At 65.1% G+C, this 12,737-nt stretch carries 12 protein-coding genes; 4 read left to right on the forward strand and 8 right to left on the reverse strand.

What is annotated here, in order from left to right; translation table 11 throughout:
• Window positions 1-38 precede the first annotated feature (38 nt).
• Together J7643_17060 and J7643_17065 are read right to left on the reverse strand one after the other, a co-directional pair.
• Window positions 39-506 carry a cell division protein SepF gene (locus J7643_17060; protein MBO9542302.1) on the reverse strand — a complete coding sequence of 156 codons (468 nt, stop codon included), beginning with the start codon at window positions 504-506 and terminating at the stop codon, window positions 39-41.
• A gap of 9 nt (window positions 507-515) precedes the next feature.
• The gene (locus J7643_17065) at window positions 516-1,217 is read right to left on the reverse strand and encodes a YggS family pyridoxal phosphate-dependent enzyme (GenBank protein MBO9542303.1); all 702 of its coding nucleotides are present in this window, start codon (window positions 1,215-1,217) and stop codon (window positions 516-518) included.
• A gap of 216 nt (window positions 1,218-1,433) precedes the next feature.
• On the opposite strand from J7643_17065, the gene J7643_17070 reads away from it, so the two are divergent.
• The 4 genes from J7643_17070 to J7643_17085 all read left to right on the forward strand — a co-directional run bounded on the left by J7643_17070 (window position 1,434) and on the right by J7643_17085 (window position 6,158).
• Window positions 1,434-2,543, forward strand: coding sequence for a S8 family serine peptidase (locus J7643_17070; GenBank protein ID MBO9542304.1), 1,110 nt, complete (start codon window positions 1,434-1,436; stop codon window positions 2,541-2,543).
• Window positions 2,530-3,489: a carboxypeptidase regulatory-like domain-containing protein gene (locus J7643_17075; protein ID MBO9542305.1), complete on the forward strand. Its 960-nt coding sequence runs from the start codon at window positions 2,530-2,532 to the stop codon at window positions 3,487-3,489. Before J7643_17070 ends, J7643_17075 begins: the two co-directional genes overlap by 14 nt.
• A gap of 161 nt (window positions 3,490-3,650) precedes the next feature.
• A complete protein-coding gene (locus tag J7643_17080) occupies window positions 3,651-5,489 on the forward strand; it encodes an AarF/ABC1/UbiB kinase family protein (protein ID MBO9542306.1) in 1,839 nt (612 codons plus the stop codon).
• Between the two features lie 90 nt (window positions 5,490-5,579).
• A complete protein-coding gene (locus J7643_17085; protein ID MBO9542307.1) occupies window positions 5,580-6,158 on the forward strand; it encodes a hypothetical protein in 579 nt (192 codons plus the stop codon).
• A gap of 101 nt (window positions 6,159-6,259) precedes the next feature.
• Here the strand turns inward: J7643_17085 and J7643_17090 are convergent, their stop codons facing one another.
• Genes J7643_17090 through J7643_17115 form a run of 6 tightly spaced genes read right to left on the reverse strand, consistent with a single transcriptional unit; the run spans window position 6,260 to window position 12,566 of the window.
• Window positions 6,260-7,648 carry an SMP-30/gluconolactonase/LRE family protein gene (locus tag J7643_17090; GenBank protein MBO9542308.1) on the reverse strand — a complete coding sequence of 463 codons (1,389 nt, stop codon included), beginning with the start codon at window positions 7,646-7,648 and terminating at the stop codon, window positions 6,260-6,262.
• 11 nt (window positions 7,649-7,659) lie between these two features.
• Window positions 7,660-9,141: a hypothetical protein gene (locus J7643_17095; protein ID MBO9542309.1), complete on the reverse strand. Its 1,482-nt coding sequence runs from the start codon at window positions 9,139-9,141 to the stop codon at window positions 7,660-7,662.
• Between the two features lie 2 nt (window positions 9,142-9,143).
• Window positions 9,144-10,514 (reverse strand): SMP-30/gluconolactonase/LRE family protein, encoded by a 1,371-nt coding sequence (locus J7643_17100; GenBank protein ID MBO9542310.1) that lies wholly within the window; start codon window positions 10,512-10,514, stop codon window positions 9,144-9,146.
• 23 nt (window positions 10,515-10,537) lie between these two features.
• Window positions 10,538-11,080 (reverse strand): hypothetical protein, encoded by a 543-nt coding sequence (locus J7643_17105; GenBank protein MBO9542311.1) that lies wholly within the window; start codon window positions 11,078-11,080, stop codon window positions 10,538-10,540.
• Between the two features lie 25 nt (window positions 11,081-11,105).
• Window positions 11,106-11,951 carry a hypothetical protein gene (locus J7643_17110; GenBank protein ID MBO9542312.1) on the reverse strand — a complete coding sequence of 282 codons (846 nt, stop codon included), beginning with the start codon at window positions 11,949-11,951 and terminating at the stop codon, window positions 11,106-11,108.
• A 21-nt stretch (window positions 11,952-11,972) separates the two neighbouring features.
• Window positions 11,973-12,566 carry a hypothetical protein gene (locus J7643_17115; protein MBO9542313.1) on the reverse strand — a complete coding sequence of 198 codons (594 nt, stop codon included), beginning with the start codon at window positions 12,564-12,566 and terminating at the stop codon, window positions 11,973-11,975.
• Window positions 12,567-12,737 lie beyond the last annotated feature (171 nt).

Below are 12,737 nucleotides of genomic sequence, written 5' to 3' on the forward strand. Positions count from 1 at the left end.
GCGGGCTGGCGGCAACCAAGACGTGGGCGAAGGCTAGTCTAGCGAACGCGCCAGAAGAGATCCTTGGAAGCGCTCTGCTGGGGCTGCTGGGCCTGCGAGACCATCCACTGGGTCTCGTTGCTCAGGGCGTTGATCTTGACGTTCGAGGGGGTGAAGAGGAAGATCGCCTCCCCGATGCGCTCCTGGTGGCCGTCGAGAGCATGGCAGGCGCCCGAGACGAAGTCGACGAGACGCTGCGACTGGATATCGGTCAGGCCCTGGAGGTTGAGGATCACGGCGCGGCGCGAGCGAAGGTTCTCGATGATGCCGAGGGCGTCGTCGAACGAGTGGGGCTCGAGCACGACCAGCTCGCTCTGGCTCGCCGAAGGCAGACCCACCAGGTTGCTGGACTTGGCTTGCTTGGTGATCTTGGGATCCACCGTGGCCTCCTCTTCGTCCACGACTTCTTCGAACTCCTGGTCAAGTCCGACGAAGTTCTTGACCTTGCTCCAGATCTCGGCGCTCATGTGCCCTCCTCAAAATGCCCCTGGGTTTCCAGGTCGCTCGCCAAATATCCCGGTGCCGATTCGGACCAGCGTCGCCCCCTCGGCGACGGCTATTCGGAAGTCCGCCGACATCCCCATCGAAAGTTCAACCAGATCCGCCCGGTTCCCCGCGAGGGTCTGGCAGGCATCGCGCAGGTCGCGCAGTTGCCTGAAGACCGGCCGGATCGCTTCAGGATCCGTTGCGCGCGGCGCGATGGTCATCAACCCCCGCACCGCCACCCCAGGAAGCGTAAGCGCTTGCTCCAGGGCCGCCGGGACCTCGGCCGGCGTGAAGCCGAACTTGGTCCCTTCGAGCGCCACGTTCACCTGCAGGAGGATGTCCTGCCGGATGCCCAGGGCTCGCGCCTGTGTGTCGATCGCCTCGAGCAGCCGGAGGCTGTCGACCGAGTGGATCAACGAAAAGTTCCCGACCGCTTGCTTGACCTTGTTGGTCTGCAGGTGGCCGATCAGGTGCCACTCGAGGGCCAGATCCGATAGTTGCGCCTGCTTTTCGCGGGCCTCCTGGATCCGGTTCTCCCCGACCGTGCGGACCCCGAGGTCGTAGACCTCGCGGACCCTCGAAGCCGGCACCGACTTGGTGACGGCCACGAGTCGCACCGAGTCGGGGGTGCGCCCCGCCTCGACGGCGGCGCGCCCGAGGGCGTCCCGAACGAACGAGAGGGATTGGGCCAGGTCAGATCGATGCACGGCAACAAGTCAACAAGGGATCAGTGGCCACGAATATATCACCTCTCGGTCGTGATTACAATAACGCCCTCTCGTACCCGTGAGCGGTGCGCTGGATCACCGTATCTTCACGAATGGACGGCAGGCCAGGAGGATCTTGGCCATCCTGGCCGATGCTTGCTTTCTTCCGACCGGGTTAGGGTGGGGGCTGGGAGGTGCGCCATGCCGACCAACGCTCCTGCGATCACCCGAGGTCAAAGGCTTTCGAGCGTCTTGGCGCTCGCGATGGTGCTCGGTGCCGCCGGCTGCGCCGGGCCTCTGCCCGGTGCCCCCCAGGCCGCGGCGGCCCTCTTCTCGATCCAGGCCGACTACGTGGTCAGCGCCGACGCGGGGGGTGGGGGCGAGGCCTGGAACCTTCGCATGATCGGCGTCCAGCCCGTGGCGGTGCCGGCCCTGAGCGGGGCGCGCCAGGTGGTGGCGGCCGTCATCGACACGGGGGTCGACCCGGCCCACCCCGAGCTCAAGGCCGAGCTCTTGCCCATGATCGATCTGGTCGGGGGCGATCGCTACCGCAAGGACGGCAAGGACGTGGACTACTCAGGGCGCGACGGCAACGGCCACGGCACCCACGTGGCGGGGATCGTCCATTCGACCGTCGGCCCCAACAACCCGATCGGCATCCTCGCCCTCAAGGCCATCGGCAATTCGGGGATAGGCGACGACGGCACCATCGCGGGCGCCATCCGCCGCGCGGTGGACTGGCGGGATCCGGCCAACCCCTCGCGCCGGGTGCGGGTCATCAACCTCTCGATCGGGGGCAAGACCTCGTCGCGGGTGCTCGAGGAGGCCCTCGACTACGCCACGCGCCGCGACGTGCTGGTGGTGGTGGCGGCAGGCAACCGGACCCGGGACGTGGACTACCCGGCGGCTCTTCCCACGGCCCTGGCCGTCTCGGCCACCACGGTGCGGGACGGGATCGCCGACTACTCCAACCGGGGGCTGACGGTCGGCATCTCGGCGCCGGGCGGCGACTCGGACGCCTCGATCTCCTCCACCTGGCCCACTTACCTGACGGCGAGCGATTACACCAAGCGGGTCCGCAGTCCCCACGACCACGGGACCATGGTGGGCACCTCCATGGCGGCCCCCCACGTCACCGGGGCCGCGGCCCTGCTCTTCGCCCAGGACCCGACCCTCTCGGCCCGCCAGGTCCGCGCCAGGCTCCAGACCTGGACCCAGGACCTGGGGCCCTTGGGACCGGACGGTTACTTCGGCGTGGGGCGGCTCATGGTGGGGCAGGTCCTCCAGAAGGGGGCGCATGATGCGAACTAGCGCATGGGGCCTTGTTCTGGGGGCGGTGCTGGGGCTTGCGGGCTGTGGCTGGCTCGACGGGTTCCACGGCTACCAGGGCAAGGTGGTGGACGCCAACGGCAAGCCGCTCGCGGGGGTGGCGATCGCCTCGGGGCGCGCGGCGACTCTCAGCGGCGAGGACGGCAGCTTTTCCCTGGCGGATTCGCGCGGGGGCGTCACCTTCCGCAAGGTGCGCTACCAGGCGCGCGAGGTGGACCCAGGCGCGGGGGCGAGCGTCGTCCTGAAGGCGAGCGAGCAGCCGGTTTCGGTGGTGTGGGATGAGCGCTGGCAGAGCCCGGCCATGAATGGGGTGATCACCTACCTCCAGGGCAAGGGCTTCTCCATCCAGCGGGTGCGCCAAGGGGAGCTGCCCACGGGCCGCGAGGTCTACGTCCTGCCCTCACCCGCCTGGTTCAACCAGGAGGCCTACCAGGCCTATCTCCGGCTGGCCTCCGAGGGGGCCAAGCTGCTGGTGCTCGGCGAGTGGGGCGGCTACGACGGGGTCGACTTCGACGCTTGCAATTCGCTCGCCTCCCAGGCGGGGATCTCCTTCGTGCCGGCGGCGGTGCGGGTGTACGGGACGGGGATCGGCGGGGCGGGGATGCCGGATGAATGGCTGACGCTTCGCCGCTTCGAGAGCGCGAGCCTGGCCTCGGGCCTGAGCCAGGGCATTCGCCTCTTCACGGCGGGGGTTTTAGAGGTCAAGGACCCCGCGCGGGCCCTGCTGCGCACCGGCGAAGACGCCTTTCGGATCCAGGCCTGGAGCGGCGGCCCCCAGATCGTGGCCGCGGCGGGCCCCCTGGGCCGCGGTAGCTTGGTTGCGCTCTCGGACACCAGCCTATTCACCGACGAGAACGCCCCCGACGGCACCGCCCACCACCGGGTGCTGGACAACCAGGCCTTTGCGGTCAATCTCCTGGAGTACTAGGCCCTGCAAGGCGCATGGACGCCATGATCAAAGCCTGATATGCTAAGGGCGTTCAACAAAACTGTTCCTTCTAGCCGCTCACGGCGGCCAACGGTCGTAACATGCCTGGTTTTGTTGAACGCTCAATAAAACGTCGGTTCCGTCGAGACGAAGGCCCTTGAATGTCCATCGCAGATAACCTCCAAGGCCGCGATCGCGCGAGCGCCGCGCCGGCGAGCCCCCATCAGCGGCGCGTCGAGATCGCCGCCATCCTGCTGAAGTACGGCTGGGACGCCCTCATCTTCCGCCTGAGCCTGGCGGATTTCCTGCCCGCGGGCCTCAAGCAGAAGCTCGCGGTTTCGTCGTTCTTGCGCCAAGAGGCCGAGTCCGCTGATCTTGACACCGATCTCGCCCTGCCCCTGCCCGCGGTCCTGCGCCAGATCCTCGAAGAGCTCGGCCCCACCTTCGTCAAGCTTGGCCAGGTCATGTCGACCCGCGCCGACCTCCTCCCTCAGAGCTACATCGACGAGCTCGCCAAGCTCCAGGAGCAGGTGACGCCCGCCCCCTGGCACGAGATGGAGCAGGTGCTGCTCGGCGAGTGCAACACCCTACGCCTCGGCTCGGGGCTGCCCATGGCGCGCTCGGTCTACGACGTCTTCCCCGAGTTCGACACCATCCCGCTCGCGGCGGGCTCCCTGGGTCAGGTCTACAAGGCCAAGATCCGCAAGGAGAACGGCGAGCTGCAGCAGGTGATCGTCAAGCTGCTGCGTCCGGGCATCGAGAACACCATCGAGTCCGACAGCGCGGTCCTGATCGACTTCGCGAAGCTGTTGCAGGCGCGGACCAACTGGGGCCGCTGGAACAACGTGGTGGGCCTGGCCGAGGAGTTCTCGGCCATCATCCGCAACGAGACCGACTTCACCCTCGAGGGGGCCAACACCGAGAGCATCGGCAGCAACCTCAAGCGCGACTACGGCGCCATGATCAAGGTGCCCGAGGTCTACTGGCAGTACACCTCGCGCCGGATGATGACCCTCGAGTTCGTCACCGGCCAGAAGATCTCGGCCCTCTTCCCCAAGCGCAACGGCGAGAACGCCCCGGTCCAGCTCACCCTCGAACAGCGCCAGCGCCTCAACCAGGCGCTCACCGTCGCCTTCCTGCGCCAGATCTTCGTCGACGGCTTCTTCCACGGCGACCCGCACCCGGGCAACGTCATGTTCCAGTTCAAGGACGGCGGGGACGGTCTTCCCAAGCTGATCCTGATCGACTTCGGCATGGTGGGCCGGCTGGATCCCCGATCCCGCGAGATCCTGATCGACTTCTTGCTCGCCATGCTCCAGTTCGACGCGGCGCGGGCCACCGACCGCATCCTCGAGTACGGCCATCCGCAGCAGCTCATCGACAAGCACCGCCTGACCATCGAGATGGACCACATCATGCGGGAGTTCCTGGGCCGCCCGGTCAGCGAGGTCCAGATCGGCTTGCTCCTCAACAAGGTCATGGAGCTGATGCTCCAGTACCGGGTGCGGATGCCGACCTCCTTCCTCATGATCGCGCGCGTGCTGGTCACGACCGAGGGCATCTGTCGGCAGCTCGACAAGGACTACATGCTCATCAACGTGGCGGAGCCCTTCATCCTCAGCCTGATGCAGCGGCAGTTCACGAGCATCTTCAACGGCCAGGAGCTGATGCGCGTCGGCCTGGACTGGAAGAACATCCTGCTGCGCACCCCGCGCCGGATCGACGACCTCTTGGCGGCGGCCAACTCGGGCCAGCTGCGGATCGAGTACGAGTTCCGCAACCTCCAGCGCCTCGAACGCACCCTGACGGTCATCGGCAACAAGGTCTCCTTCAGCCTCTTGACCGCGGCCTTCATCGTCGGGGCGGCGCTCTTGTCCTCGGTGCAGGGCGGCCCGCGGATCTGGGGCCTCCACGCCCTCAGCTTCGTCATGTTCGTGAGCGGGGGCCTCTTGGGACTCTGGCTGTTGGTCTCGATCCTGCGCTCGGGGCAGATCAAGTAGCATCTTACGGCTGGTAAGAGCCGCCTTTCGCCGGGTATAAACCTCTTTCCGGGCCCTCTTCGGGAAATGGCGCGGGTAAGGAGGCATTCGATGGGCAAGCTGCATTTTGGAATCGACGTGGACGGGGTGCTCGCGCACCACTTGCCCGCCATGCTCGACGTGGTCGCCGAGATGACGGGCAAGGTCATCCGGCACGAAGACGTGACCGACTTCTACTTTAACGGGATCGTCGAGCGCGCCCGCATGGACGAGGTCTTCGCCCGCTGCATGGAGACGGCCTTCGACCTGCCGCCGGTCGACGGCTGCCACCTGATCAACGAGCTGCCCGGAAAGGTCACCATCGTGACCCACCGCCATGAGGGCGAGGCCGAGCGCACCACCCTCAAGTGGCTCGCGCACCACGGCATTCGCTACGACGACATCGTCTTCACCCGTGGCCCCAAGAGCCAGATGGGGGTCTTCGATTTCTTCGTGGACGACGCACCCCACAATGCCAAGGACCTCGCCCAGGCGGGCGTCACCACCTTCCTCATGGAGCAGCCCTACAACCGCCACTCCCAGTTCGGGGAGCTGGACGAGCGGATCGTGCGGGTCTCGCACTGGGACCAAATCCGAGGGTACCTGGAGGAGCGATCGCTCTGGAGTGGCGATCCCCGGCCCGTCAATTAGACGCGTTCACTAGGCCGAGAAGAAGTTACCCCCGGACCGATGCTCGGTTCGGGGGCTCGCTTTTGGATAGCAGGCGAGAAATGTGCCCTGCATCGAGGTGGTTAATAGAAGTTGATCCGGCGGATGCTGTTGTTGCCGGTGTCGGCGACCCACAGGCTGCCACTGGCGTCGAAGCACAGGCCCGTCGGTCCGTTGAACAGGGCCGTGCCCTTGCGTCCATCCGCATTGCCCTGGGTGCCGCCCGCGTAAGTGGTGACGTTCCCGTTCTTGTCGATCTTCTTGATGGCGTGGTTGCCGGTGTCGGCGACCCAGACGATCCCGTCGCTATCGACCGCCACCCCCTTGGGGGCGCTGAAGCCGCTGATCGTCCTGACGCTTTCGGTGGCGGTGATGTTGAACGTCTTGATGACGTTGTTGCCCGTATCCGCCACGTAGAAGTTGCCGTCCTTGTCCGCGGCAATGGCCGATGGGACGTTGAAGCTATGCGAGGCGACCACGGCGTTGTTGTCCCATGTGTCAAGGATCGCATTTTTGCGCTTGTCTAGGATGTAGTTATGGTACCGCTTGTACTGATCCGTGGGGGGGACGTACCAAACGCTGGAAATGGGCTGAATGGAGGTTTCGGAGCTGGGGCTGAACGAATAACCACTACCACCGCTATTGCCCACATTGACATTTCCGGCAAGGCCGGGGCCTACAACGTAGGCTTCCCCCCCGTTGATGGTGCGGTAAGTCAGCCCCGTGAACTCTCCTGTCGGCCTATTTCCGCCATATCCTATGTCCGACATCGCCCGGGAAAGCGTCAGCGTCCCGGTCTTGGATAGCGTGTAGAGCTTGTCCTGCGAGATGAAGGCCAGGGTCCCCTGGGGGAACATCACCGCGCCGACCGAGGCCGTCGCGTTGGCGTAGTAGGTCGTGATGTTGGGCCCCAGGATCGCCGAGATGGACGAGGCGCCGCTCGCGTTCAAGCCGCCATCCAGGATGGAGATGCTGGAGGTGCCCGTGCCGCTGAAGGGCTTGTCCAGCAGGGTGATGGCGAGCGTCTGGACGGTGGGGCGATCGTCCATGTTGACGGGGACGTCGATCGTGAAGGGGCGGCTGACCACCTGGTTGGCCGCGTCGTAGGCCGTGGCCTTGATGCGGTAGGTGGTCTTGGACTTGAGGTGGCTGAAGGTGATCGGCTGGCCGAGGTCGGCGTGCGCGATCGTCTTGGTGAGGGGCTGGTCGTTCTTGTCCTTGATCACGAGCTCCTGGCTGTTGGCGCCCATGGTGAACAGCTCCACGACCAGGTGGTCCACGATCTCGTGGTTGGTCTTTACCACCGCCTGCGCGGCGTAGCCTCCACCCTGCAACTGGGGCTGAAGTTGGAGCACGGCCTGGCCGTCGGCCATCACGTGCCCCTGCTGAGCGGGGGAAAGGACGGAGGGGAGCGCCGCGCAGCCCATCGAGAAGGACACGGCGAGCAGAGCGATCAGATGTAGCTTTTTCATGTCCGTATCCTTTACTTTGCCGCCGGTGCGAGCTTGAGGGTCCTGGGCTTGGATTGGCCGTAGAAGCCCGAGCCGTTGAAGGCGTTGCCCTTCTTCCAGTACTTGATCACGTAGTAGAGACGCTCGCTCCTGATGGTCGGGGTGACGGTGAACGAGGCGCTCGTCTTCTGGGTGCCGTCGCCGGGGAAGGAGAGCAGATCGCTCTGGTCTGCCGCGTTGATGCTGCGCAGGATCCCTTGATAGAGCGTATCGGCGTTGCTCCGGGCGGCCCAGTTGACCGTCACCGAGTCCTTGGTCTGCGCCGCTTGCAGGGCCTGCTCATCGAACCCGATGTCGAGATCGGCGCTCAGCTCGGCTCCCGCCATGCCCTTGAGCGAGGGCGACACGGCGACGTCGACGGTGTTGGGCAGGTTGTCCTCGTCCTTGTAGAAGATTTGGTACTCGCCCGGGGGCAGGTCCCGGAAGCTGTAAGCGCCCGTGGCGTCGGTCTGGGTGGTTTTCTCCACCTTGATGAACTCGCCGATCTCGCTGCGGCGCTTGAGGCGAAGGGTCAGGCGCTTGCCCGAGACCGCGTCCGGCTGTACCGAGTTGAGGATGCGGCCCTGCAGCACGATCGCCGTGGGGGCCGGTGCGACCGACACGGGCGCCGGAGTGGCCGTAGGCGTCGGCGTGGGCATCGGCGTCGGGATGGGCTTGGGCGTTGGCTTGGGCTCCGGGCCGTTCCAGTGGGTGCCGATGCCGACGAGGAGGCTCTGGTTGGCCAGGCCGTAGGTGTCGCCCGGCGTGTAGAAGTAGTGGGCCAGGAGGTCCATGGTCTTGGTCAAGCCGTAGCGAACGCCGAGGCCGTGCTGCATCTCCGAGGCCTGCACGCCGGCGCCGACCGGGTTGCTGTTGGTGCGGTAATCGAGTGAGTAGCCGACATTCGCCGCGCCCAGGGCCACGTCCAGGCCTGCGGCCAGGCCCATGGCGGTGCGGTTGCTCATCATGGCGACGAGGGGGGAGGCGTAGAGGGTGAAGAGGCCGAAGTCCTTCATCGCGCTCAGGGTGAACTCGCCACCCTGGCTGATAGAGCCCGGTGCGGTGCCCATGTAGGGAGCGCTGAGGCCGGGGCCGGGCTTTACGCCGAGATACAGCTCCGAGCGGTAGTGGCCACCCCAGCCGAAGGCGAGGCTGCCGTCCGACCACAGGGGCCCACGCAGGCCGATGGCGTTGAGCGACCCGACGTTGGCGATCAGCTGAAGGTAGTCGGTGACCCGCGCCTCGAGGCCCAGCTGGGTTCCGAGCATGGCGCCCTTGATCGCGGGGTAGTTCACGTAGCCGCCCTGAAGGCTCAGGTCGATGTCGCCGACGCGCTGCTGGTAGCGCGGGGCGATGTTGAGGCCGCCCGCGGTCAGGCTGTTCTCGAAGCGGGGTGCCGCGAGGGCAGCCCCGTCGAGGAGGAGGGTGCAGGTGGCGGCCAGGAGGCCGAGGGTGTGAAGGTAGTTCTTGGGCACGCTTACTTCACCTCGATCTTGCGGATGCTGTTGTTGCCGTAGTCTGCGACCCAGAGGCTGCCACTGGCGTCGAAATTGAGGCCGCTCGGCGCGTTGAACTGAGCCTTTTTCCCGCGCCCGTCCTTGTTGCCCTGGGTACCGCCCGCGAAGGTGATGGTCTTGCCGCTCACCGCCTCGATCATCTTGATGGCGTGGTTGCCGGTGTCGGCGACCCAGACGTTGCCGTCCTTGTCCACGGCCACGCCCTGGGGGCCGCTGAAGCCGCTGCCGATCACCCTGATGCTGTCGGTGGCGTTGATGTTGAAGGTCTTGATGACGTTGTTGCCGGTGTCCGCCACGTAGAAGTTCCCGGCGGCATCGATGACCATGGTCGATGGGTTGTTGAACGCATTGAGAGCGGTGATGCGGGTGCTCCCCTTGCGGACGGCCATTGTCGTCTTGTCCAGGTAGAACTTGGCGGGAAATTGATCGCTGGGCTGCAGAAAATACGTCGCCACGGCAATGGGGACGCTGCCGTCGGACGAGCTGGTTCCGCCTAAACTGATGGAGCTGTAGTTCCAGTGAATGGCGGATGTGCTGGTGGTCCCGGCGTAAAGAGTCTCTTCAAACTCAGTAAAGCCTGGTTGCTTTTTTTGGTGCGTGAGCGTCAGGGAGGTGACAGGCTCACCATAAGCGAACGTTTTCCGCGTGAGTTGATTGTTCTTCAGCGCGTACAGTGAGTTGCCCGCAATGAAGAACAAGCCGCCAAATTCGGTCATGGCCACGCCCAGTGACTGGGTGGCGCCGGTGTAGTAGGTCGTGACGTTGGGCGGCAGCTCCAGCGAGACGGTCGCCTCGCCGCTGTGCAACAGGTTGCCGGCATTGATGGCGACGCTGGAGGTGCCCGAGCCATTGAAAATTTTGTCCAGCAGGCTGATGGCGAGCTTCTGGACGGTGGGGCGATCGTCCATGTCCACGGGGACGTCGATCACGCAGGGGTGGCTGATCACCTGAGAGGCCGCGTCGAAGGCCGTGGCCTTGACGCGGTAGGTGGTCTTGAGCTTGAGGTTGCCGAAGGTGATGGGCTGGCCGAGGTCGGCGCGCCCGATCGTCTTGCTGAGGGGCTGGTTATCCATGCCCACGACGGCAAGCTCTTGGTTGTTTTCACCGAGGGTGAACAGTGCCACCTCCAGGTGGTGCACGGCATCCTGGTCGGACTTCACCTCGGCCTGCGCGGCGTAGCCGCCACCTTGCCACAGGGGCTGAAGCCGGAGCACGGCGTGGCCGTTGGCCACCACCTGTCCCTTGGATGAGGGCGAGAGCATGGAGGGGATCGCCGCGCAACCCATCGACAAGGACACGGCGAGCAAGGCGGTCAAATGAAGCTTTTTCATAGACGAGTCTGTATCCTTGTGCGCTAGCGGAAGGGGGTGAACGTGATCGAGTCGCTGGCGTCATAGCCGCCGGGCGTGACGACGATGGTCGAGATCGTCGCCGCGCCGCTGTAGGTCCGATCGACGAGTCGGACGACCAGATCCTCGACGGCGGGGGTGTCGTTGTCCTGGACCTGGACCTCGAGCACGGAGTCCGGCTTGCTGATGAGGTGGGCTGCGTCGTTCCCCTCCTCGCTGTAGGCATAGGCCTTCAGGCGATAGGTGGTGTTCGGCGCGAGGTTGTCGAAGGTCAGGGTGCCCTTGAAGTCGGTTGCCGGCACGTCCAGGCTGCCCATCACGACACCGTCGGCGCCCGAGGCGTCGGTTTTGAAAACCTGGACGACGAGGTGCACGACGTCCGCGGCGGTGTACTTCGTCACCAGCGCCTGGGTGGAGAGGCCCCCGCTCTGGATCTGAGGGCGTACGTGCAGGGAGACGGATCGCGCGGGCGAGAGGCCGAAGGGCGAGGATTGGCAGCCGGCGAGGAGGGCCAGCGCGGCGATTGAAGCCAGGAGGGGACGTTTCACGGCATTCGTCTTCATCATTCACCTGTTAGTTTGGAAGCGAGAAGGAGAGCCAATTGTTGCCAGTGGAGGAGGCCACCTCGTCATCGTTTCTGACGTAGATGTCGATGGGGTACGGGGGTGTGTAGACCCCGCCGCTCTTCTTACGAAACTCAAACTTCAGCCGGTAATTCGTATTCGCCTGCAAACCCGCGATCTTCACGTTCGTGGAAAAGCTCGCCATCGGGACGACCATCGGGAGGGCGTTTGGGACGAGGGATTCGATCCCACCGGCGACCTTCCAGAGGGTCATGGTCGCCTGGTCATAACTCCCCACGTAGCCCTGAGCGGAAAGGTAGTAGCTGATCGAACCGGAGAAGAGCACGTTCTTCAGCTGGATGGGCAGGGGTTCGAACGTGGGGCGATCGTTCTCGCCCGTCTCGACCTCGGGCGTCATCGAGGACGCGTCCACCGAGATCTGCTGGTCCTGGGCGTCGTAGGCGCGCGCGAGGATGCGGTAGGTGGTGTGCGGGCGGAGGTTGCTCAGCGCGATCTGGCTATTGAGGCTCAAGCCGTCTCCCGACTGGTTCAGCTTCAGGTGGCCCGGATCTTCCCAGGTCGTCGGTTGGCCGGTGGTCGCCGAGACGGGCACGAACGAGCCCGTGGCGTCCTTGAGAGTCGGGATGACCTCGAGCCGCTTGATATTCCACGGCCCAAGGGGGTTGATCTCGGCCTGGATCCGGGCGCCGGTCGAAACGGTCGGCATCAGCCGGAGGGTGGCTCCCTGGGAGCGAACGATCGATCCACCTATGGGGGCCGGGGGAAGAAGGGTGGCGCAACCCGCGAGGGTCAGGCCCATGAGCAGGGGCAGGGCCCTGGTCCAGTTCTTGTGCATGCGGCTAATCCTTCGTATCAACTAGTCGATCGCTTCGCTGTCGGTGGCGTCGTGGACGGTGCCCGGGGTGAAGGTCACGTCGGTCGTGGCCTGGACGTCGGGGCGCTTGTCCTTGAGCTGGACGCTGATGCTCGCAGTGGCGATGGTGCCGTCCTGGTCGACCTTGACCTCGGTGTAGGTGGCGGAGTCCCCGACGCTGAGGATGTCCGCGTCGTCGGTGCCCGGGCGGCCGTAGGCGACGGCGCGGATGCGGTAGGTGGCGCTCGAATGGAGATTCTCGAAGACGATCGGCTCCCCGAGCTGGGCGTTGGGGATGTCCTTGGCGACCGGTTCACCGTTCACATCCATCAGGGCCGCATCGACGCCGTCGATGACGACGAAGAGGCCGACCAAGAGGTGGTTGACGTCGGCCATGCCGTAGGACGAGACCTGGGCCAGGGTCGTGAACCCGTCCCACGTGAGCTTACCTGCCTCGAATCGGGGCTGGATGGTGAGCTTGCTGTCTCCGGTGGCCAGCTGCGCGATGTGGACGGACTGATCGGCGCCCAGCGGGAGGTAGACGCAGCCACCGATGATGGTGAGCAGGCCGAGGGCTGGAAGGAAACGCTTGAGCAAGACGTTGTCTCCTAATGTTCAGAGTCAAGGGCCTTTTGGCAGAAAAACGGAGTTACCGTAAGCCTATCGATTGAACGTAAGCTCAAGCTAGAGAGAATCCCCTCGAATATCAGGGGGCTATCCCCCTCATTAAGGGGGATAGCCCGCTTGTGAGTGACAAAGGCCTCGAAT

The sequence above is a fragment of the bacterium genome, from assembly GCA_017744355.1.
GTDB lineage: Bacteria > Cyanobacteriota > Sericytochromatia > S15B-MN24 > UBA4093 > JAGIBK01.

Coding starts and splice junctions, on each gene's coding strand:
- J7643_17085 (MBO9542307.1), top strand. CDS start 5,580: ATGGGCAAGCTGCATTTTGGAATCGACGTGGACGGGGTGCTCGCGCAC.
- J7643_17075 (MBO9542305.1), top strand. CDS start 2,530: ATGATGCGAACTAGCGCATGGGGCCTTGTTCTGGGGGCGGTGCTGGGG.
- J7643_17070 (MBO9542304.1), top strand. CDS start 1,434: ATGCCGACCAACGCTCCTGCGATCACCCGAGGTCAAAGGCTTTCGAGC.
- J7643_17100 (MBO9542310.1), bottom strand. CDS start 10,514: ATGAAAAAGCTTCATTTGACCGCCTTGCTCGCCGTGTCCTTGTCGATG.
- J7643_17060 (MBO9542302.1), bottom strand. CDS start 506: ATGAGCGCCGAGATCTGGAGCAAGGTCAAGAACTTCGTCGGACTTGAC.
- J7643_17080 (MBO9542306.1), top strand. CDS start 3,651: ATGTCCATCGCAGATAACCTCCAAGGCCGCGATCGCGCGAGCGCCGCG.
- J7643_17110 (MBO9542312.1), bottom strand. CDS start 11,951: ATGCACAAGAACTGGACCAGGGCCCTGCCCCTGCTCATGGGCCTGACC.
- J7643_17090 (MBO9542308.1), bottom strand. CDS start 7,648: ATGAAAAAGCTACATCTGATCGCTCTGCTCGCCGTGTCCTTCTCGATG.